General features: G+C 51.2%; 15 protein-coding genes and 1 tRNA gene. 7 read left to right on the top strand and 9 right to left on the bottom strand.

Going from position 1 to position 20,447, the window contains the following annotated elements; all coding sequences use genetic code 11:
* Nucleotides 1-354: 354 nt before the first annotated feature.
* From PLF13_06040 to PLF13_06020, 5 genes are all read right to left on the bottom strand, one after another.
* Entirely contained in the window at nucleotides 355-1,425 is a 1,071-nt protein-coding gene (locus tag PLF13_06040; protein HOP06836.1) for a radical SAM protein, read from the bottom strand.
* A gap of 12 nt (nucleotides 1,426-1,437) precedes the next feature.
* Nucleotides 1,438-1,686, bottom strand: coding sequence for a hypothetical protein (locus PLF13_06035; protein HOP06835.1), 249 nt, complete (start codon nucleotides 1,684-1,686; stop codon nucleotides 1,438-1,440).
* Between the two features lie 42 nt (nucleotides 1,687-1,728).
* Nucleotides 1,729-2,181 carry a hypothetical protein gene (locus tag PLF13_06030; GenBank protein HOP06834.1) on the bottom strand — a complete coding sequence of 151 codons (453 nt, stop codon included), beginning with the start codon at nucleotides 2,179-2,181 and terminating at the stop codon, nucleotides 1,729-1,731.
* Between the two features lie 92 nt (nucleotides 2,182-2,273).
* The gene (locus PLF13_06025; protein ID HOP06833.1) at nucleotides 2,274-4,403 is read right to left on the bottom strand and encodes a Tex family protein; all 2,130 of its coding nucleotides are present in this window, start codon (nucleotides 4,401-4,403) and stop codon (nucleotides 2,274-2,276) included.
* Nucleotides 4,404-4,438: 35 nt separating this feature from the next.
* Nucleotides 4,439-4,951 carry an FKBP-type peptidyl-prolyl cis-trans isomerase gene (locus PLF13_06020; GenBank protein ID HOP06832.1) on the bottom strand — a complete coding sequence of 171 codons (513 nt, stop codon included), beginning with the start codon at nucleotides 4,949-4,951 and terminating at the stop codon, nucleotides 4,439-4,441.
* Nucleotides 4,952-5,170: 219 nt separating this feature from the next.
* On the opposite strand from PLF13_06020, the gene PLF13_06015 reads away from it, so the two are divergent.
* Complete coding sequence (locus PLF13_06015) at nucleotides 5,171-5,749, top strand: hypothetical protein (protein HOP06831.1); 579 nt, start codon at nucleotides 5,171-5,173, stop codon at nucleotides 5,747-5,749.
* On the opposite strand, the gene PLF13_06010 is transcribed toward PLF13_06015, so the two are convergent.
* On the bottom strand, nucleotides 5,746-7,992 hold the full coding sequence (locus tag PLF13_06010; GenBank protein ID HOP06830.1) for a lectin like domain-containing protein: 2,247 nt from the start codon (nucleotides 7,990-7,992) through the stop codon (nucleotides 5,746-5,748). The genes PLF13_06015 and PLF13_06010 overlap by 4 nt on opposite strands.
* A gap of 409 nt (nucleotides 7,993-8,401) precedes the next feature.
* Between PLF13_06010 and PLF13_06005 the strand changes: the two genes are divergently transcribed.
* The 3 genes from PLF13_06005 (at nucleotide 8,402) to tsaA (ending at nucleotide 11,916) form a co-directional block, all read left to right on the top strand.
* Complete coding sequence (locus PLF13_06005) at nucleotides 8,402-10,690, top strand: carbohydrate binding family 9 domain-containing protein (GenBank protein ID HOP06829.1); 2,289 nt, start codon at nucleotides 8,402-8,404, stop codon at nucleotides 10,688-10,690.
* 139 nt (nucleotides 10,691-10,829) lie between these two features.
* Nucleotides 10,830-11,387 carry a class I SAM-dependent methyltransferase gene (locus PLF13_06000; protein ID HOP06828.1) on the top strand — a complete coding sequence of 186 codons (558 nt, stop codon included), beginning with the start codon at nucleotides 10,830-10,832 and terminating at the stop codon, nucleotides 11,385-11,387.
* Between the two features lie 55 nt (nucleotides 11,388-11,442).
* Nucleotides 11,443-11,916 (top strand): tRNA (N6-threonylcarbamoyladenosine(37)-N6)-methyltransferase TrmO, encoded by a 474-nt coding sequence (gene tsaA, locus PLF13_05995; GenBank protein ID HOP06827.1) that lies wholly within the window; start codon nucleotides 11,443-11,445, stop codon nucleotides 11,914-11,916.
* Nucleotides 11,917-12,494: 578 nt separating this feature from the next.
* Here the strand turns inward: tsaA and PLF13_05990 are convergent.
* Nucleotides 12,495-12,581: transfer RNA gene (locus tag PLF13_05990), tRNA-Leu, on the bottom strand.
* A gap of 97 nt (nucleotides 12,582-12,678) precedes the next feature.
* Nucleotides 12,679-14,832 (bottom strand): PBP1A family penicillin-binding protein, encoded by a 2,154-nt coding sequence (locus tag PLF13_05985; protein ID HOP06826.1) that lies wholly within the window; start codon nucleotides 14,830-14,832, stop codon nucleotides 12,679-12,681.
* Between the two features lie 187 nt (nucleotides 14,833-15,019).
* Between PLF13_05985 and tyrS the strand changes: the two genes are divergently transcribed.
* From tyrS to PLF13_05970, 3 genes are all read left to right on the top strand, one after another.
* A complete protein-coding gene (gene tyrS, locus PLF13_05980; protein ID HOP06825.1) occupies nucleotides 15,020-16,285 on the top strand; it encodes a tyrosine--tRNA ligase in 1,266 nt (421 codons plus the stop codon).
* A gap of 77 nt (nucleotides 16,286-16,362) precedes the next feature.
* The gene (locus PLF13_05975) at nucleotides 16,363-18,003 is read left to right on the top strand and encodes a tetratricopeptide repeat protein (protein HOP06824.1); all 1,641 of its coding nucleotides are present in this window, start codon (nucleotides 16,363-16,365) and stop codon (nucleotides 18,001-18,003) included.
* The gene (locus PLF13_05970; protein ID HOP06823.1) at nucleotides 18,000-19,706 is read left to right on the top strand and encodes an Ig-like domain-containing protein; all 1,707 of its coding nucleotides are present in this window, start codon (nucleotides 18,000-18,002) and stop codon (nucleotides 19,704-19,706) included. The genes PLF13_05975 and PLF13_05970 overlap by 4 nt, the downstream gene beginning before the upstream one ends.
* A 104-nt stretch (nucleotides 19,707-19,810) precedes the next feature.
* Here PLF13_05970 and PLF13_05965 read toward each other — a convergent pair whose 3' ends face one another.
* Nucleotides 19,811-20,404: an OmpA family protein gene (locus tag PLF13_05965; protein ID HOP06822.1), complete on the bottom strand. Its 594-nt coding sequence runs from the start codon at nucleotides 20,402-20,404 to the stop codon at nucleotides 19,811-19,813.
* Nucleotides 20,405-20,447 lie beyond the last annotated feature (43 nt).

Genomic DNA, 20,447 nt, shown 5'->3' with positions numbered 1-20,447 from the left:
GGGTTAACGACTTCGTAACCGCTGAGGGGGGAAAAGCAATAGGAGATGCGTATATGCCAAAGAGGAAAGAGGAACAAAAGTTCGCCGAGCTTGGCGAGAAGGACTGCTGGCATTCTTATGGACTGCAGGTTTTGTCGCCGACTAAGTTCAGCAGCGTGGTTGGAAAGATTTTACGAGGACATTATATGTTAATAACCTCGCGTTTTGCTGAAAATGCTCGGAGGCTTCCCAATTAAATTCCCGGCTTCGTGCCGGTCAGGGAAGTTTCGAACGAAGCCTTAAACGGGATTTACTGCCAGGGTAGGTCCCGTTTTTATATTATTGCACTTCGATAAAATTCAATGATTGGTCGTGTCAACGTTCTTTTAGACGTTGGCAATGACAATAACGAGTTCGAGACTGGTCCAGATCCCAGAGGTGAAAACTGTTTCCGAGGCAGAGCGTCCAGTGCTCGCAGTCGGCACAATCGCCCTGTCGCATCCAGCGACGATCCCGGAACTGCCGGTAACGGTTTTCCCAGACATCTATAAACGAATCCCGATAGATGTTACCCTGAGCAAAGCGGCGGTCGATGTTGGGGCAGGCGAGGATGTCGCCGTTGACCATTACACCGGCAATCATAATCCCGGCCAGACAAAGATAGCGTTGCGAACGCACCTTCTGTTCGAATTCAGAACCCAGGTAACCGGATTCTGAATAGCAAACATCAATCTCGCCGCGGTTCCTGAAGTCAATGACCTTTTCGAACAGGCGTCTCAATTGCGGGCCGCTGAGGGTTAGCTCAGGGAATTTGGCTGCTCGTCCAATCGGAGAGATCATGAAGAAGCGCCACATTTTTACGCCGTGATCGATGAGGAGTGCTCTTATTTCTTCCAGGTCGCCTATGTTTCGCTCATTGACGCAGGTAATCACATCCCAGTTTCCCGTGTAATCGCGTAAAGAATCAATAGCGGCCATAACCCGTTCGAATGATCCTTCCTTGCCGCGAAGCCAGTCATGATCATCCTTGAGGCCGTCCAGGCTTAAGGTAATTGAGCCCATACCGGCGTGGAGCGCTTTGGCCAGACTGTCATCATGCCAGGCGAAGCCATTGGTCACCATGCCCCAGGGGAAGCCCATTCGAGCAATCTGACGCCCTAATTCCCAAAGGTTGGGATAACAGAGCGGCTCGCCGCCGGACAGGGCAACCGTGATCTTGCTCGGATCCTTGCCGGAGTCCTTGATCTCCTTCAGAACACGGAGAATGTCCTCAGCGGGAAGATCGGGGGTGCGGGTGTCGCGAACGCAATCCGAACCACAATGGCGGCAGGCCAGGTTACAACGGTGAGTCAGCTCGAAGAACATGTAACGAAGGTCATGAAGTTTAGTCAGTGAATGGCGGTACAACGGAAACAGTTGTCGTTGTACGAAAGAGGGAAGACTCATAGATTTATCGAATTAATTATCCGTACCGACAACGTTTTCGACGGTATCGGAGACAATAATTTCGGATATGACCGGTTCATCCGAATTGATAAGGATTAACTTGGGAGTTACCACACCGTACAATGGCTGGATTACGATTGTATCCCACAGCGTGTCGGATTGATCGTCATCGTCAAGGATCGGGCCGGTTCCCCTGGTGCCGCAACTGATACCGAGTGCCGTCAGCGCCAGTACGACGCCCTTGTAGAACAGATGTTTCACTGCTGCTCCTTTATTCGGATATACGGAAGCTCCGGGTTTATCCTACTCGCTTTCCTCATCGAGACGGATCTCCAGATTGGTTTGTTCGTAAGTCCCGAGGTCGTATTGCCCGTCTCCCGGATCGGTTTGAGTCAGGCTCAACTCAACTAAGGTGTCGGCAAACAAACCGCCGCCGGCTGTACTGTCGATATCATGTATGCTCAGAGCACAGTCGCGATCATCTCCCATGTCGCAGGGCATATCGGTGATGTCTATACTGAATCGGCCGGATGTATCAGTAGTGTCTCGAGCGTCGAGGAATCCAACCTGCATGCCGCTAAGGGGTGAAACATCCGTGGCTTTCACAACTTGTCCGGAGAGAATATAACGAGCGAAAGGGATACCATATTCCGGCATTGGGGCATATTCTACCGGTCCCGGTCCCGAATCGCCGCCACAAGCAAGACCGAGTGATCCCAGCACAAGAGCTAACGCCTTATAGAATATGCGAGGCATGATTCAATCTCCCTCATAGTTCAGGTCAAATATCGTCCGGTATTGTTAAAGTAAAGCCTGATTCTGATTATGCAACAAGAATTAACTATCCGTTATTTAGTTCGCATTGACAGGGCAATCCGGTGTCGTTCGATATCCACGTCCAGCACCGTCACCTGTACTCGCTGATGAACCTTCACGACTTCGGCGGGATCTTTGACGAACCGGTCGGCTAATTCGCTAATGTGTACGAGACCATCCTGATGAACTCCGACATCGACAAACGCTCCGAAGGCAGTCACGTTGGTGACGATGCCGGGAAGAGACATCCCGACTTTTAGATCCTCAATGCTGTTGACCGAGTCATCGAATGAAAATGGTTCATATTTATCGCGGGGATCTCTGCCCGGTTTGGACAGTTCCTCCATGATATCGAGAAGCGTGGGAATACCGACCTTATCGGTGATATAATCTTCGAGACGAATTTTCTTACGAAGTTCTTCGTTCTCCATGAGTTGCAATACGGTGCAGCCTAAATCACCAGCCATTTTCTCGACGACCGGATAGCTTTCGGGGTGGACGGCGGAACGGTCGAGAGGATTGCGGGCGTCATGAATACGTAGAAATCCGGCCGCCTGCTCGAAAGCCTTGGGACCGAGGCGGGGTACTTTTTTCAGGCCGACTCGTGATTTGAACGGACCGTTCTCGTCGCGATAGGCGACAATTCTCTCGGCCAGCGTCGGACCTAGCCCTGATACATAGGTGAGGAGTTGTTTGGAAGCGGTGTTTGCCTCGACACCGACGGCGTTGACACAACTCATGACGGTGTCATCGAGCCCTTGCCGCAGCGAGGATTGATCGACATCATGCTGGTACTGTCCGACACCGATAGATTTAGGGTCGATTTTTACCAGTTCCGCCAAAGGATCCATCAAGCGACGGCCGATCGAAACGGCTCCACGCACCGTTACGTCATGATTCGGAAATTCCTCACGGGCAACTTCCGAAGCCGAATAGATTGAAGCTCCTGATTCGTTGACTGTTTCGACCTGGACATGCTCACCAAGATCTATCTCTTTCAGGAAAGCAATTGTTTCGCGACCGGCGGTGCCGTTTCCGACAGCGATGACGTTGGTCTTGAACCGCTGCACAAGCGCTTTGATATCGCGAGCGGCTTCATTTCGAGCTGCTTCCGAACCATGGGGATAGATAGTAATGTTGTGCAGGAGTTTACCCTGTTTGTCCAGACAGACCACTTTGCAACCGGTCCGGAAGCCCGGATCTACGGCCAGAATGTTGCGTCGTCCGAGCGGGGGAGACATAAGCAATTCACGGAGATTTTCGGCAAAAACTCGAATGGCTTCTTTATCGGCGTTCTTTTTCATCTCGGCCCGAATCTCGGTTTCCATAGCCGGACCGAGCAAACGCTTGTAGCTGTCGGCGCACGCCTCGTGAACTTGATTGGAGGCATCACTGCTGCCGTCGATAAACATCCTTTCCAGAATGGCCAATGCTTCTTCCGATTCGGGGCCGATCTTGAGACTCAGAACCGATTCTGCTTCACCTCGACGCATAGCCAGAACACGATGCGACGGCGCCGATCGAACCGGCTCCTCCCAGTCGAAATAATCAGAGAACTTAGCGCCGTCTTCTTCCAAGCCCTTAATCACGGTCGATCTGATTGTGGCTTTGCGCTCAAACAAATCACGCATGCGAGCGCGAGTGTCGGTGTCCTCGTTGATCCATTCAGCGATGATATCGCGGGCTCCGGCGAGAGCTTCTTCTACTGAAGAAATTTCATTCCCGGGATTGATGTATTTTGATGCTTCAACCGTGATATCAAACGGTTCCTGCTCGAAAAGCAATTCCGCCAGCGGCTCCAGACCACGTTCCCGGGCTATTGTGGCGCGCGTACGTCGTTTTGGCCGGAAGGGGAGGTAGACATCCTCAAGCTCAGCCATGGTAGCAGCCCGGTCGACTTCAGCCTTTAATTCATCGGTGAGCAAGTCACGTTCTTCAAGTGACTTGATGATCGCTTCCCGGCGTTTATCGAGTTCGCGTAATTGAACCAGGCGATCCCTGATAGCTGTGATGGCGACTTCATCCAGATTGCCGGTTGCTTCCTTGCGATAACGGGCAATGAACGGTACCGTGGAATCGTTATCAAGAAGGGTTATTGTCGCATCTGCCTGAGCAGTCTTGATGCCCAATTCGGAGGCTATGGTACGAGTGTAGTCGGACATGCGTGATTTCGCTTTCGCAGGGATTATTTACAGCGTTACTCCCCGGCTGGTTCGATTTTGATTAATTTCAGGTCGAATTGAACCGTCTGGCCGGCAAGCGGATGATTACCATCGAGAGTGACGGAGTCATCGGTGAAAGCGACAACGACAAATTGTTGCTGTTGGCCATCAGGGGGATTGAAAGTCAGAGTTTTTCCAACTATGAGCTGTATGTCTGATGGTAAATGCTCGCGGGAAATAGTCGCCACAGCCTGCTCATTTCTTGGTCCGTAGGCATCCTGCATTTCGAGATCAACTGTCTTGGATTCACCTTCTGCCATTCCATCAACGGCCCGATCGATTCCCGGAAGCACTTCATCAGAGCCAATCTTGAACTTCCAGGGAGTAGCCGGAGTAGTGGTAACGAATGTAACTCCATCCATGGTTCGGCCTACCGCCTGAATTGTTACCAGATCACCTCGGTGGGCGGTTTTTGGTTGGGAACAACCGGTTAATAAAGGGATGGTGATAATTATTGAGATGATTCCAAGAGCGCGTAAAATTCTCATTTTTGTCTCCATTTGTGAAGATACAGACTAATTCCCTTGGTGAGATTGGTCACTTACAACCATGAATATCGACCAGTCAACTTTTCTTAAGCTGTCTCTCAATACCGTTAAAGTCAAGTAGTGACTGATCATTGGGGCGGAATATGTTGAAAATACTACACAAACGGCCGATAACTGAATAGGGACAGTTTCATAAGAGGAAGGTATCGACGCAAGGCCATGGTGGTATCTGAGAACCTTAAACGAGCGATTGTAGCCGAGTTGCAGCGGCGTTCGCCGTTGATCAACATCGAGGGAGTAAAAGGGGAGATGCTCGATTGGCTGGCTCAGTTGAAATTCCCGTACAATCATTCCTGTAATCAATGGGAGGATTGCCTTTCGGTTTTTCCGCCAACTCAGGAGGAGATCGACCTGGAATCGGGATTGCGCATAAGGCTCTCCTTACGACTCAGAACCCGCCTGAATAAATATCTTATCTCGGTTTTAGAATGTCTTACTCCTTCAGCTCGAGGGACGTATATCATATGCTGCCACATGGGCTGGAGGGAGAAAGAACGCCAATTGCAGCAACTGGTTGAGGAAACCTACATGGGGAGTTTTGCCGATGTCCTCAAAGCTCGCCAGGCTATCTGGGTACAGACCTTCCATGAAGGGGAATTGGTACTGGCTCTCGACTGTTGCGCCAGAGCCATGTTGGGAGAAGAACTGATAGGTGATCTCGAACCTGATGATGTAGACGGCGAACCTCTATCAGTTCGTCCCCCCATGAAAATGGACATCCCCGAACGCGCCGACTAGTCCGTACTGCTCTTATAACTCGGACAATCCGCGGGCTGAGCTCCCGAGTTAAACATATAATCTACCAATTGAACAAGGTCGGATACGTCTATCTGATGGAACATGTCGCCGGTTATATCTCCGCTGATATTGGCTTCGGTCCAGCAGGTCGGCTCAGGGCCTTCAGCGAACATATATGTCACGAGATAGACAAGGTCCGAAATGTCAATGACATCGTTGGGATCGGCATTGATATTACCACGGAAACCTTGACAGCAGTCTTCATAAACCACGGCGCCAGGAATCGCTCCAGGTTTGTATATGGCACGATCGGTCGAAAAACGGGGCAGGTAGGACGAGAAACCTGCCAGGTCAATAGGGGTGACCGCATCATTGTTCAACTCACCGGATACTGAGAAGTAGAACTTGAGCAGAGGACCGGTGCCGGGCTCCAATTGATGGGCATTGCCGTCAAGGGCGTTCGTCATACGGAAGGTCGCAAGCCGGTTAGTAGGGTCGTTTTGCATCCAGTATAATTCTTCGAACCATTCTGTCCGACATCCGACTTTCGAAGCGGAATCGAGTGTGAGGGTAATATCGCCGCTGTAACTGACAGGGATTTTCAACTGATACAGAGGCAGAGTATTAGTCCCGTATACGGTTACGACAACTTTTTCTGCTTCTTGAACGGTTATGCTGTCGGCCCAGAGAGTGTCGGCCAGAGCAGCAATGCAATAACGCTGAACAGCGCTAAAGCTCGAGTCACCGGAGTGTACCGTAGCACCAACATCGAAAAGGCCGCGTTGATTGAAGGTATGGGAAACTTCATCAAGACTGGTGGCAATCTGGCCGCCGTCGCCGAACGACCAGTTGATCGAATCCACCGACAGGTCGGTTTCGGAAGTGAAATTTACATCCAAAGGAACCCAACCCCAGATAGTATCCGCCTCAAACGAGATCATCGTCTCGGTCAAGCCTTTGATACAGAAGTTAGCCGAGGGGTCATCTTCCCAAAGGTCGTGCCATTGGCCGCCCTGATAGTAGTAACTTTCATCCGGGTGGGCGGTTGAAGTTACGATAGTTCGATAGTCGGCGCCGAGCAACACCGGAATATCGGAGGTCTGGTCGTAGGGTTGTCCACCGTCCGAAAGATCGACCTCTATATACAATTCACCGTTGGCAACTGTCTGTGGGGTAGTCAGATCAATTGTGTGGAAACCGCGTCCATAAGAATCACCGGACTGGGTGTAACGCAAAGCGCTGGGTTCTACATCCAACGAATCGTACAGGTTGACCGTGTAGCTCACCGTATCCGTCGCCTGGTAGAACGAAACGGCTCGAACATAGCCTCCCTCGGTAATATAGAAATGGTTCAAGGCACGCTGGATGTCGGTTTTAGTCGATCTCCAGCCATGATAATCGTAGTAGTAGATCCGGTCGTAAGCCATCGGTTCAACGTTTTGAAACGATACCGCTCCCATGAACTCATTGTGTCCGCAGTGTTTGTCGTAATAAGAAATCCAGAAATAGCCACTGTACCCCCAGGAGGAACCCCAGGAGTTTTTACACAGCCAGGCTCCGGGATTAGATGCCGGAGTATTAAGGTTATCGTTCCAGCCGACAATAGCTACCGCGTGGTTGGGATCATCGGTTGTCCAGGATGGCTGATATTGAATCAAACCATCCATATACCCGCCGTACATCAGGCAGGTCCCGACAACACCGTAATCTATTACTGCCTGTTTTATGACATCGATATTACTTAAATTCTCACCTGCGTCCATCCAAACGATATCACGGGGATAGTAATAATGGAAGCTGTTGTCCGAGCGTAGGGGGGGCTCGGTGTAACTCTGACCGTCGATATCGCGAACCGCGCCTTCGCCTCGTGTCAGATAAGCGGCAGCCACCAGATAATCACCACCCTGGTGAACTTCCAAACCGGCTCCGGTAGGAGGAGTGATGTCGTCATTGTTGTTCTGGTTAAAACCATTCCACCAGTCAAGATGGTATTCAGCCAAATTGGGTTCGCCCGTATCACCGGCAACTTGCCAAAGACCGGTAATCATGAGGTTCCCCTCGATTGCCGCCATGGTACCGTGAGTCCAGCAGGTTCCGCCGGTTTGGGATTTTACGGAAGTGACATAATTGACGCCGCCGACGTTGCGCAGATCGTAGCTCGACGGCAAATCAGCCGCTGCCGAGGCCGCCAGACTAGCGAAGATCAAAGTCATCAGGATGGTAATGATGTTAGTTCTCGTCATAGTGTTAGCTCTTAGTGTTACTTATTAATCGTCCTGTTTTCTCCATTCTTTGACAATGCCCGGTCTCTGAGTCTGCCGATGATGCCTGTAGCCATGTTGATTGGCTTTATATCTCCTGTACCACAGACGTGTTTTGAGAAATGGATGTGTATGGCTTTTTCGACAGGCTCCTGAGTTAGCAACCAGACATCTTCATTGTATGATAGGACGCAAACCTCATTTTTCAAAGAGATTACTGATAGAAGATGCTCGTTTCATAATTCTCGGGGCATAACTGAACAATTTTGCGTGTTATCCGTATTGAAGCTGAGAGCGAGCGGCGCTTCCGGTCACGGGGAAAGATGATCACGGGACGCCGGACCAACCTGTAAAGCACAAAGCTGAAGCAACGCAAAATGAGGTGCTCCACATGAGTTATTTCAGAACGGCACTACCGCAGGGCATATTGGGGATTCTTGTCGGTATTCTGCTGTTCGCGACTTTATCACAAGCGGCATTCGAACCACAGTACAGTCCCAAAATGATAGCGGTCTTCTCTGAGGAAGCTGTGAAAGTGGACGGACAACTGAACGACCGAGCCTGGGAGAAAGCCGCCCGAGGTTATGGATTCGTGGAACGTTATCCGGGAGATATGGTCGAGCCCGATGTCAAGACCGAGGTATTATTGACTTATGACACCGACAACTTATATGTGGCTTTTATCTGCTACGATGATCCCTCGCAGATCCGGGCTACTATGTGTCAACGTGACCAGTTCAGTTCGAATGATGCCGTCAGTTTGTATATAGACACTTACGGCGAAGCCTCCTGGGCTTACCAGTTCAAGGTCAATCCTTACGGTGTTCAGTCGGATAGAATGTGGACGGCGGTGCACGGTACCGATTCCGGTTTCGATGTAGTCTGGGAATCCGCTGCCACGGTGACCGATTCCGGTTATCAGGTCGAACTGGCAGTTCCGTTCAGTTCCATAAGATTTCCCGACCGGGATGTCCAAAGTTGGAAGATCGACTTCTGGCGCGAACGTCCGCGCGAGAGTTACAAGCAGTACTCATGGTCGGCTTATGACCGCAACGATCAATGCTGGGTTTGTCAATGGGGTCGTCTCGACGGGCTTAAGAATGTCAAGCCGGGTCGTGGTCTTGAGTTCCTTCAGAGTCTGGTAGCCAATCAGGTCGGTGAGCGGTCTGATCCTGAGAAAGCGCTGGATGAGAGCGATATCGACGGTGATCTGTCACTGGGAGCGAAATACTCGCTTTCGTCCGACATTACCTTCGAGGGTACGTACAATCCGGACTTCAGCCAGATCGAAGCCGATGCGGATCAGGTCGATGTCAATACGACTATCGCCTTGCAGTATGCTGAGCGGAGGCCGTTTTTCCAGGAAGGGAGCGATATATTCCGTACCCTGTTCAACTCGTTCTACACGCGTACCGTCAACGATCCGGCCTTTGCCGTCAAAGGGACCGGTCGCATGGGTACAACCAATATCGGTTTCCTTTTCGCACAGGATGAAAACTCTCCCTATATGATCCCGCTGGTTGAACAGAGTGTCATGGTTAATGCCGGGAAAAGTTATATCAGCGCATTGCGCTATTCACATACCCTGGGGAGTGGTTCCAGTTTTGGTATGATCCTGACCGACCGGAGATTCGATAACGATGGCTCGGGAACGATTATGTCGGTCGATGGCGACCTGCGGATATCCCGTAATTATCGTGTCATCGGTCAATTTATCGCCAGCCATACCAAGGAACCCGACAATCTTTCTTTGACTCCCGGCTACGGCGATTGGAGTTTTAACGACGAAGAACAAACCGTGGCCCTCGACGGTGAATCTTATTACGGCGACGCCATGATCCTGCAGGTCCGACGTAATTCACGAGCCTGGAATTTTACGCTAAATTATGATCATACCAGCCCCACTTATCGCACGGAAACAGGTTACGATCCATGGAATGATTACCGCAACCTCTGGTTTTACACCAGTTATACTTACAGGTATGACAACGGCCTTCTGGAACAACTCACACCGGAGGCAAACATCAATCAAAAATGGAGCTATGACGGTTTTGATCGCAATCGTGGCGTGACGATAGGTTTCAACGCCAACCTGCGTCTGGCACAGATTTATTTTGGGAGCGACTACAGTGTTTACCGCGAAGTCTGGGGAGGTGTTGAGTTCTCCGATCTCTGGGAGTTCAATCTGAGCGCCGGGAGTCGCCCCAGCGACCGCTATGGCTTCGACCTCAGCTTTTCCCGATCGCGCAATGTTGCCCGCTGGCTGGTGACGATCGGCAATGAGACCGATCTGGCGGCGTCGATGTTCATCAAGCCGGTTGATCGGATTACGATTGAAGAAGACCTGAGTTATTCCCGGAGTACGCACGATGTTACCGGTGAGGAACTTTACGACGGCTACATAGCCCGTACACGGCTGCAATACCAGGCCAATAAGGAGCTGTCGTTCCGTCTGGTTCTGCAGTACAACGACTTCAGCCGAGCCTGGGATGTTGATCCGTTGTTGACCTATCGGATCGGTTCGTTCTCGGTGTTATATCTGGGATCGACTCTCGACTATGCCGACTTCGGCGGCGGAGAAGTTTATCATCCTGACGGTATCACTACTTATTACACTGATAAATGGAGCTTGAGCCAGCGTCAGTTCTTTCTCAAGATTCAATATCTGTTCCAGGTCTAGGATGACCTGAACACTTCTCTCGAACCGACAGGGTCGATCGTTTTACGGTCGGCCCTGTTGTTGTCTGAGAAAGGGAACAAATACTTGACAGTAAAAAGAGAGGTTGTTATGCAGTACACAAGAGGTCGAAAGGACTAGTGTGAAAAATAATAAGAACCGGGTATACCCGGTTGAAAAGGCGGATGAGTTGGACAGTTTCCTACGGCGCTTGTTTCATAATCCAAAACGTATCCTGCGATCCTATCTAGGTACCGGTATGACGGCGCTCGATCTCGGCTGCGGGATTGGGTATTTTACTTTGCCGATGGCTCAAATGGTGGGAGAAACGGGGAAGGTGGTAGCCGTAGACATACAAGATGGAATGCTGCAACGGGTGAAGAACAGGATTGACGGAACCGAACTGGAGCCGCGAGTCGTTTTGCACCTGTGCAACGAGAGAAGTTTGAATTATGAACATCCAGTCGATTTCGTGCTGGCCTTTCATGTAATGCATGAGATACCGAATCAACCGGCGGCTCTGGCGGAGATCGCTTCAATTCTGCAACCGGGCGGACAAGCACTTATTGTGGAGCCACCTTTTCATGTCTCGAAAGCCGATTTCGCGGCTATGATTGAAAACGCTCATAAAGTCGGTCTGGAGTCTTCACGCGGTCCCCGGATGATCTTTGATAAGACCGTAGTGTTTACCCGAGTTTAGGGTGACTTGCGTTTATTTATCCCGGGATTGCACTCGCGCTTAGGAAGAGGATAGAATGGAATTCAAACCAATTGGTATCATCCACACACCGTTCACGGATCGGGCGAACATGCCGATTCAACCCTCGGGCGGAGCCGGAGTGGAGGGGACGATCGAGCTATTCGAGGAATACCGGGAAGGGTTGAAAGATCTCGACGGCTTTTCACATATCACGCTGCTGTTTCACTTCCATAAAAGCGATTCTTACAAGCTGCTGGTGGTGCCTTATCTCGATACGGAACTGCGAGGTGTGTTTGCCACACGTGCACCGCGCCGGCCAAATCCGATTGGATTGTCCACGGTGGAATTGATCCGGATCGAGGACTGCACCCTGCACATCCGCAATTTGGATATGCTCGACGGCACGCCGCTGCTGGATATCAAACCCTACGTGCCGGATTTCGACCGCCAGACCGAAGTCCGCTCCGGCTGGCTGGAGGAGGCTCGCAAACAGGCGCGGACAAAGCGCTCCGACGGGCGGTTCAGGTAGAGGGTGTCTTTTCTAACATTGAGGGGGCGCTCGCAGGTCGAAATCTTCTGTCTGCCGAAGGAGTCATGTCGAGAAAATCAAGCGTTTGCGGTCATTGGTGCCCCACCCATCGGGTGGGATATTGTACGGGAGTTGGTCGGTTTATTGTGTTACCTATGTCCGGATTGTACAGGTACCGGTGGCCCACCCGTCCACGGGTGGGATTGTACCAGGTCGACAACACAATTTCGTGGGCGGCAGACGTCCTCGTCTGCACCTGCAGCAGCACACTCCGGAGAACGTCTTTCCCGGAAAGCGGGAATTCCTCTTCATCTTCTCGGTTCCCCCACCCATCGGGTGTGACTTGATGGGTGTGGAGCAAGATTCCGACAGAATGTGCCCTTATGAGCATACGGTATGAGAGCCACAACACATGTGCTTATAGGCCAGGATCGCAGGGATCCTGGCCTTCGATTTGACGTGGTATGCGCCAAAGAGCAACGCCACATGAGAAAGAGAAGTGGTGCCCCAGGACATTACAATCGCGGAAACGACCTTTGAATCGAACTGGGATATTGTCGGGAAGAATCCAACCGAGTTGGTGCCGGAGGCCGGACTCGAACCGGCACGGTATTGCTACCGGGGGATTTTGAGTCCCCTGCGTCTACCACTTTCACCACTCCGGCACATCAAGAGTGGTTCGACGGGCCGGTGAAAAGCCCGTCGAACACGCAATTAAATGTCCCGCGAAGACTTGTCAAGTCAAATGAACGGGGAAGAGGCTTAGAAATGACGCCGGTCGTCGCTGGTGTCGGCCGGAACTACCGGTTCATCTCGAAGTACGTTACCCAGGCCAGTCGCGGCTGAAGGATGCAAATGACACGGCTTGGTCGGACAGTTGTCGGCCAGAAAAACCTCGTTACGGACTTCAATACAGCGGTCGGTGGCCAGTTCACCGGATTCCAGACAGACATCAAGATGGACAATTCCATCTGGCTCGTCAAACCCGGCAATCGGAAGTGAATCGTGAGCATGGATCATGAACTCGGTCCAGATCGGAACTCCGTTTTTCGCACCGTCCTGGTTCTTGCCCAGTGAGGTTTTAGAATCGAATCCAACCCAGGCCCCGGCGGTAATGTATTTGGTATATCCAACAAACCAGTTGTCGCAGAAATTGTCGCTGGTGCCGGTCTTACCGCCCGCCGGTTGATTAAAGCCCATCCAGCGTGCCCGCTGACCGGTACCGCCGTTCACGACTGACTGCATCAGATCAACCATAATATAGGCCGTCTGCGCCGAGAGGACTTCCTCTCGCTGCACCGAACGGTTATCTTCGAGAACGCGACCATAACGGTCAACGATTCGCGTTACATAGCGATAGGGGATGTGGATCCCCTGGTTGGGGAAAACAGTGTAAGCGCTGACCAGTTCGATCAATTTAACCAGACCTGTCCCGATAGCGAGTGAAGCGACCGGCGGCAGCGGGGTGGTGATTCCCATACGACGAGCATAGAAGATCGCCTGTTCCGGCTGAATCTTTAACAAGAGCTTGATAGCGACCAGGTTGCGCGACATCCGCAGGCCATCGCGTAAGGTAATCGGACCTTTGAACTTGTCATCGAAATTGTGTGGTCGCCAGTCTTTGGCGCCGGGTATTTCAAGTACGATGGGGTTGTCATCGATGATATCGGTGGTCCGGAAGCCATTGTCGATACAGGCCGTGTAAATAAACGGTTTGAATGCCGAGCCCGGTTGCAAGTCCGCCTGAACCGCTCGATTGAATTTCGATTCTTCGAATGATCTTCCCCCGACCATGGCCAGTACGCCGCCGGTAGCATTATCAATAGCGGCAAACGCTCCCTGGACTTTCTTGAGCACCTTGATCGAGTCGCCGTTTTCATCGACGGTATCGGGCAAAGTTTCCATATAAGCGGGGTGGCCATGGCCGTAGAGCCGTTCGATTCGCGCCCGAAGCGAATCGACTTTCTTATACACGGCCTCTTCAGCCGCTTTCTGGAGGTCGGCATCAAGGGTGGTATAAACCTCCAGTCCACCCGAATAGAGTTCCTTCTCCCCGTATTTATCGTACAAATACTGACGCACCGTCTCCGTAAAATACGGTGCGATACCGATATCCTCCCTGGGAGGATTGATATGCATCGGCTCTGCTTTGAGGGAGTCAAACAGATCGCGACTGATTTTGCCTTCATCATAATATGAATAGAGCACACGGTTGCGCGCCCGGAGTGCTTTTTCGGGATTGATAAAGGGAGAGTTGACGTTTGGAGCCGGGAGAACCCCGATCAATGTAGCGCAGTCGAGCAGGTCCAGGTCACCCACCTCTTTGCTGAAAAACTGCCGCGCTGCCGCCGCTACACCGTAAGCTCCACGACTGAAATAATACTGGTTGAGATACATTTCCAGTATTTCTTCCTTGGAGTAAGTCCGTTCGAGCTTGATCGCGGTGAGGGCTTCCTTGATTTTCCGCTCCATCGTTTTCTGGCGATCCAGGAATAACATTCGGGCAAGCTGCTGGGTGATAGTCGAAGCTCCCGCAGCCGCGCGCATTTTGACTATATTAGATATTGCAACGATACCGACACGGCGCAGATTGATACCCCAATGATCGTAAAATTCCCGATCCTCAGAGGCCACCAGCATATCGATCAGGTGCGGCGGCATGTCCTTATAAGGAGTCAGGACTCGATTCTCGGTGAAAAACTCTTTGAGGATCACACCGTTACGGTCATAGACCTTGGTTTTAAGGCTGGGTTCTATGTTATGTAATTGTTCAAACGAAGGCAAACCGGTCTGATATGTGGAATAAACACGGCTGCCGATTATTACGCCCAGCACGACCAGCAGCAGGGCCAGTACGATAATGCTGTTGCGAAAACGGTTACGGGTAAAACGCCGCTGATCTATGGTTCGTGTCATGAGGACTATTCTTGTCTCTGTCTCGTATCAAGTCAAGCTAAAAGCTGTGACACCAGCTTGAGTTTGATTTTTGTAATACTGTATACTATTATGGGCTGCAAATATATGCCGGAAAACCTCGAACAAATGAACGGAATTCGAGATTCTGCCGATAGATGTCCTAACAGGGGTTCTAAAGGAGTTTGAGTTGACAGAAGTTAATGACAGCCCTGAAGTTAGACGCGAGCTGGAGCACCAGTTGAAGATAATCGGCCGGGGAACGGTCGATATGCTCCCTGCGGAGGAGTGGGAAGGACGCCTTAGAGAGGCAATCGTTGAGAACAAGCCGTTGCGGGTAAAACAGGGATTTGACCCGACGGCCCCGGATATTCATGTCGGCCATACGGTGGGAATCCGTAAGTTGAAGGCATTTCAGGATCTGGGCCATAAAATTGTTCTGATCGTCGGAGATTATACCAGTATGGTCGGCGATCCCAGCGGCAAGTCGGCCACACGACCGATGCTCTCGCACGACGAGATCATGAAACATGCCGAGACCTACCAGACTCAGTTCTTCAAAATTCTGGATAAGTCTAAAACGGAAGTTCATTGTAACGGCGAGTGGTTCTCCAAACTTGATTTTGCCGAGATCATGAACCTGGCGGCAAGATTCACCGTGGCGCGAATGCTCGAGCGCGATGATTTCAAGAAACGGATGGACCGCAATGAGCCGATTTCGATCCATGAGTTGTTTTACCCGTTATTGCAGGGGTATGACTCGGTAGCGATCAAGGCCGATGTTGAAATCGGCGCTACCGATCAGACTTTCAACCTTCTTACCGGTCGCACGATTCAGGAAGCTTACGGGATAAGACCACAAGTGATTTTGACCATGCCGTTGCTGGTAGGTCTCGACGGCGAAAAAAAGATGTCAAAATCGTTGGGAAATTATATCGGAATCGACGAGCCCGCCAGGGAGATATTCGGTAAAGCGATGTCTATTCCGGATGAATTGATCTACACCTATTTCGAGTTGGCGACCGAAGTATCCCTCGAATATCTGGAGCAGATCAAGCAGCGTCTTGAGGGTGGTCAAGAGAATCCGATGGACATCAAGAAGGAACTAGCTCGCACCCTTACCGATATGTATAATCCGGCCGGAAGCGGCCAGGCCGCTCAAGAAGAGTTCGAGCGGATGTTCTCGCAGAAAAAACTCCCGGATGAAATCCCCGAGATGACGGCCGATGAAATGCGTGCGCTCGAACTTGATCCGAATGAATTGTACCTGGTACACCTTATTTCAAAGGCTCAAATGGCTCGCTCTTCCAGTGAAGCCCGGAAACTTATCGAGGCTGGGGCGGTATCACTTAACGGAGATAGAATTGAGGATATGAACTATACTTTTGCCCTTTCGAAGGAAATGGTGCTTAAGGTAGGAAAGAGAAGATTCCTCAAACTCGTTCCGGACAAATAGACGAAAGTTGATGGATGGCCTGTAAGGCATACAGAAGTAGTATTGTATTGACCCGGTTTGGTTGGCTCGCAACCGTTATGATATGCGCGGTATTGATCGCGGTCGGTTGTGGAGGCCGGAGCAGTGTCGCCAATCCTGTAACTAAACAGGAAAAGGCGAACCTCTCGAAATCTGCCAACCAGAGAGATGCCGGTCAATCAAGCAGCGATTCTCGAGTAATTCGCACCCAGGTTGACGACAGCATTCATCCCACCGCTTTGCATTTCTTCGTTAACGGCGCTTTGTTCGAAGCGGACGGGCAATATCGCCATGCTGCGGAGCAGTACAAGCGTGCTTTACAGTATCATCCTCTTTCTCACGAAATACGCCTTTCGTTTGCGCGTATGTTGTTCGCCTTGCGCGAGTATGACAATGCCGTTGAGGCACTCCGAGTGATCGAACCCGAAGACGACATGGTCCAACGTTTGAGAGGTGCTTGTTTCCATGAATTGGGAGAGGGGGATTCTGCAGCTTATTATTACCTGGCGGCAGTACGACTAGACAGCATTAATGTAGCCCCTTTTGCATACCTGGCGGCGTATTATCAAAGCCGCGAAGTGCTAGATTCGACTGTCTGGGCTTACCGCAATCTTACGCGATTGCGTCCGGATGATCATTCTCTGTGGTATGAATTAGGGCGGTTGTATACTCTCCAGGGAGAGTTGATCCCGGCACAGGAGGCTTACAGCCAATCGATCGAACTACTAGATGACTCTTCCAACATGATGGCTTATGTGCGAATCGGTGAGCTGTATGAAGCCCGGCGGATGAAAGACTCATCCATTGTAATGTTCAAGAAAGCTCTCGAACGTGATCCCGAAAACATTGTCCTTAACCGCATTCTCGGGACATACTACATCAGCGCCGATTCATTCGCAACGGCGCTGCCGTACACGCAACGAGTGGCGGAAGCCGCGCCCATGGAACGCATGGCCCAGCGAAGACTCGCTTTGGTTTATTATGTCCTCGATTCACTCGATATAGCTGATTCGATTCTGACTTCGTTGGTGGAATCCGGGGATAACGACCCGACCAACTATGCTTATTTAGGTCGGATTGGAGTAATGCGAGAAGATTACAACAAGGCTCTGGTTAATTTCGAGGCTGCGCTGAAGGTTGTCGATACCTCTTACGATGCTTATCTCGACCTAGGCTGGGTTTACAGCAAACTGGACCTGATTCCCCAGGAGATTGAGCTTTACCGTCAGGGGCTGAATCGCGTCACCGATTCCACCGGAACCATCAGATTGTTGATGTCGTTAGGGGCGGTGCTGGAAAAGGATGGTCAGACCGAAGAATGCATCAGTGTCCTGGAACGAGCGCTGGAGCTTGCTCCCAACGATCCCACTTGCCTGAATTTCCTGGGATATCTTCTTGCTGACCGAGGTGAACGTCTCGACTATGCGAAAAAGCTGATTTCACGCGCGGTAGAACAACAACCCGACAACGCCGCATTTCTGGATTCTTACGGCTGGGTTTACTACCGCTTAGGCAAATATGGTGATGCCCTGAGTTATCTTCAGAAAGCCGCAGAGCTTGACAATGATCCTACGATTCTCGATCATCTGGGAGACGCCTACGAGGCGAACGGCAAGGAAGATAAAGCCCGGCTCTGGTGGGAAAAAGCCCTTGAGCTGGATCCTGACAATGAAGTCATTAAAGAGAAACTGAAAGAGTGAAGCACATAACCTCCCGCCTTTCTGACCTGATCGGTCTGATTCTCCCGACCACAATTCTGATTTCCATGTTATTATCCTGTGCCGAAGTGGCTGATCCCCCCGGCGGACCTGAGGACAAACAGGGACCGTTCGTGATGGGCTCCGAACCTCAGAACGGCAGTGTGGATACTCCTATTTCAGATCAGGTCACGATCTATTTTTCAGAGACGATTAAAGCTCCATCATCCGGCAAGACTGTTTATATCTCCCCGCGACTCGATGAAGACCCGGAAGTGAAGTGGAAGTCCGACCGATTGATCGTAAATTTCCCCGATAGCTTTCTGCCGAATCAAACCTATATCGTTTCGGTTGCGGCGGGGGTGGTAGATTTGCGCGGCAACAAAATGGACAGCAGTCTTACGGTAGCTTTCTCCACCGGCTCCGATATCGCTCATGGGGCGCTTTCTGGTATACTATACAACGAAAAGGGAAGTTACAAGGCCGGTGGTACGATCGCTCTTTACGGTGAAAAGCAGATAACCGATTCGACTATCTTCGATTCCATCTATGCCGAATACCTGACCCAGTCCGCTACCGAAGGGGCTTTTGAATTGTCCTATCTGCCCGATGGCGATTATTTGCTGCTGGCTTTCGATGATCGCAACGGTGATGAACGACTCAATCCGCTTGTCGAGTCATACGGATTGCCGGATCGTCCCGTAAGCATCGGCGGAAAGATTGATCTAAGTTCGCTTAATATGATCCTTTATGATTGCGATACTACCACTCCCAGCATCCTCTCGGCAGCCAATAACACCGATGGTCTTATTCGTGTCCGTTTTCAGCGGGAGTTAAAAGTTACCAATTTAATGGCCCATCCTGAACGGATATGGTTGTCTCCACGGACCGACAGCACCGTCATGCTGCCTGCTTTAAAGGTGCTGGACGAAGGCAAAGACAAGCTTAGCTCGATAACATTCTTTGCCGGTGATTTGTCCGATGGCGCCTATCAACTTTTTGTAACCTGGGACACAACCCGCAATCCAATCCGCTTCGAAGAGTTAATTATTACGGCCAAAGAAGACAAAACACCTCCGGAGCTGCTGTCGTTCGAACCGGATAATATCCCTCGCTTACCGGGCGATATCGAAATACGAGCTTCTTTTTCGGAACCGATTGACAGTTCCTCGCTGACTCCGGGCACGTTCGTACTGACGCGAGGAGCTGAGGCGGTACCGGTTCCGTATGTGCTTGACTGGTCGGAGCCGCTTTCTATTCGGATCGTTCCTGACAGCTTATTGGGGGGAGAGGCATATCATTTGGAGATGGTCGAGTTCGAGTTGGTCGACAAAGCCGGCAATGCCCTCGGAGACACGCTGCAGGGTTTCAATTTCCGTACTATTTCGGATGACTCTCTCGGATCAATATCGGGAGCGGTGGTTGTATCCGTTCCGAGTAAAGGAAACGATCCGGTTTTGCTGACTTTCCGGCGGCTTGACGGCAAGATATGGTTTTCTACTACAGCCGAAGAGGGTGCTTATATGATCGATGTCCCGGGTGGTAAATACCTGGCATCGGCACTGGTCGATACGGACGGCAACGGTGAGCCGAGCAAAGGCTCCCTGAAGCCTTTCCGTTTTGCTGAAACAATGGCAACCTTTGCGGATACGATTGTAGTGCGGCCGAGGTTCGAAACAGCCGGGGTGGATTTCGAGATCAAATGAGATATTGCAGGAGACAGCTTTGGGGCTGTTACTTCTGAGATAAAAAAACGGCGGTCCGTTTGAAACGGATCGCCGTTTTACTTTTCTGTCACTATCGCGGATGCTTACTGCATCGGACCCCAGATTTTCAGGGTGACGCGACGGTTCTTGCTGGCCGCACCCTTTTCATCGGGCATCGCAACCGGCTTATCCTCACCGTAAGAAATGGTGAACATACGGTAGAGGGAAACGCCGAAGTGATCGGCCAGGAAGCGCTTGGCGGCAGCGGCACGCTTTTCGCCGAGCAGCAGATTGTACTTGGAGGAACCGGTGCGGTCGGTGTGACCGGCAACTTCGATAACCGAAGCCGGATTCTTTTCCATCGTTTCACCGGCTTCCATCAGGGTCGCCTGCGCCACGTCGGTGATATCCCAGCTATCGAACTTGAAGTTGACTTCGCCCTGCCAGATAATCTGGTAGTTCTCGAAGCCTTTCGCACGATTCAGAGCCATGTCGGTTTTGGTCGAAAGCTCGTTAGCCAGAGCCTTGAGCTTGTCAACTTCGGCCTTGTTGGCATCAGCAGTGCCCTTAACCGCTGCGATCTGAGCCGAAGTACGGCCCTCAGATGCCTGGATCTGTTCTTCCACGTACGCTTTGTTGACGCCACAACCGCCGATTACGACGGAAAGGAGAGCAACAGCAACCACAAGAGTCTTCATGATAGATACTCCCTTTCTATGAAACCACTTGCCTTAGTTTTCC

It is taken from the genome of Candidatus Zixiibacteriota bacterium (genome assembly GCA_035380245.1).
Taxonomy (GTDB): domain Bacteria; phylum Zixibacteria; class MSB-5A5; order GN15; family FEB-12; genus DAOSXA01.
This window is presented reverse-complemented; position numbering and strand designations above follow the sequence as displayed.

Excerpts from the sequence above, each read along its gene's own strand:
- PLF13_06010 (HOP06830.1), bottom strand. The coding sequence starts at position 7,992 with ATGACGAGAACTAACATCATTACCATCCTGATGACTTTGATCTTCGCT.
- PLF13_06020 (HOP06832.1), bottom strand. The coding sequence starts at position 4,951 with ATGAGAATTTTACGCGCTCTTGGAATCATCTCAATAATTATCACCATC.
- tsaA (HOP06827.1), top strand. The coding sequence starts at position 11,443 with ATGGAATTCAAACCAATTGGTATCATCCACACACCGTTCACGGATCGG.
- PLF13_06025 (HOP06833.1), bottom strand. The coding sequence starts at position 4,403 with ATGTCCGACTACACTCGTACCATAGCCTCCGAATTGGGCATCAAGACT.
- PLF13_05965 (HOP06822.1), bottom strand. The coding sequence starts at position 20,404 with ATGAAGACTCTTGTGGTTGCTGTTGCTCTCCTTTCCGTCGTAATCGGC.
- PLF13_05985 (HOP06826.1), bottom strand. The coding sequence starts at position 14,832 with ATGACACGAACCATAGATCAGCGGCGTTTTACCCGTAACCGTTTTCGC.
- PLF13_06005 (HOP06829.1), top strand. The coding sequence starts at position 8,402 with ATGAGTTATTTCAGAACGGCACTACCGCAGGGCATATTGGGGATTCTT.
- PLF13_06015 (HOP06831.1), top strand. The coding sequence starts at position 5,171 with ATGGTGGTATCTGAGAACCTTAAACGAGCGATTGTAGCCGAGTTGCAG.
- PLF13_05975 (HOP06824.1), top strand. The coding sequence starts at position 16,363 with ATGATATGCGCGGTATTGATCGCGGTCGGTTGTGGAGGCCGGAGCAGT.
- PLF13_06030 (HOP06834.1), bottom strand. The coding sequence starts at position 2,181 with ATGCCTCGCATATTCTATAAGGCGTTAGCTCTTGTGCTGGGATCACTC.
- PLF13_06040 (HOP06836.1), bottom strand. The coding sequence starts at position 1,425 with ATGAGTCTTCCCTCTTTCGTACAACGACAACTGTTTCCGTTGTACCGC.